This window comes from Mycobacterium sp. E342 (assembly GCF_001667665.1).
Classification (GTDB): domain Bacteria; phylum Actinomycetota; class Actinomycetes; order Mycobacteriales; family Mycobacteriaceae; genus Mycobacterium.
In genome coordinates this window covers 1-800 of the sequence record NZ_LZJM01000234.1, presented here as the reverse complement: position 1 = coordinate 800, position 800 = coordinate 1, and the positions used below count along the sequence as shown (strand labels likewise).

1 protein-coding gene is annotated in these 800 nt (G+C 65.1%); it reads right to left on the bottom strand.

The features are described from left to right. Positions 1–800: CHAT domain-containing protein (locus tag A5692_RS18305; RefSeq protein ID WP_156766150.1), on the bottom strand; the 800-nt coding region annotated here is incomplete at both ends.

Genomic DNA, 800 nt, shown 5'->3' with positions numbered 1-800 from the left:
GGGGTGACCCATTCGAGAGTGTGCGGCCTGCCCAGGATCGATATTCGACCGCTGCGGACCGCGTCATCGACACTTCGGCCATGGGCGATGGCGGTGTAAAAACCGGTCGCGAAGTCAATCGCGGCGGGGTCGCTGATGGTGAACTGCATGGCAGCAACCGCGCTGATGCCGCTACGTACCAGCGCGGCGGCGGTTCCCGAGAATAGATCCTGGGTTCCCTCCTCACCCGAGGAGCAGGAGTTGAGCACCACCAGACGGGGCGTCGGGCGCGCTTCGTTGAGCAGGTCGGCGAGCCGCTCAGCCTCCACCAGATTCGCCCGACCATCCTCACCGACGAGGGCGAGCATCCCTTGATCGGTGGTGACGTCGTAGTCGCCGTGGCCGATGAAGTGCAGTACATGCCAATGATTGGACAGCAGCACTTCTTGGACTGTTTTCCAACTGGCCTGCACCAGCCACTCCAGTTTGATCAAGCCTTCGCCGATCGGGGCCGCCAGGGCATCGGAGAGATGCTCCTGCTCAGCAGCAACATCCAAAGCGGGCATCCCGCGCGGTGAGGCGACCAGACCCAGCACCCGCAGGGGAGGGGTCACCTTCAAAGGTTCGGGGGTAAAGGGAGCGGGCACGTGCCGCACCAGCGGCTCCTTGCGGCAGATGTACGCGTCGATCTCGGCATCAAACAACGCCTCCCACGGCAGTGCGGCAAGCTGCGGTGCGGTCAGGCGCAGCACCACCCGCAACGGCTTTCCCTGCTGCGCGGCCGCGCCCTTGCTGGCCCGATACGCGTCTCGCACCTCGCC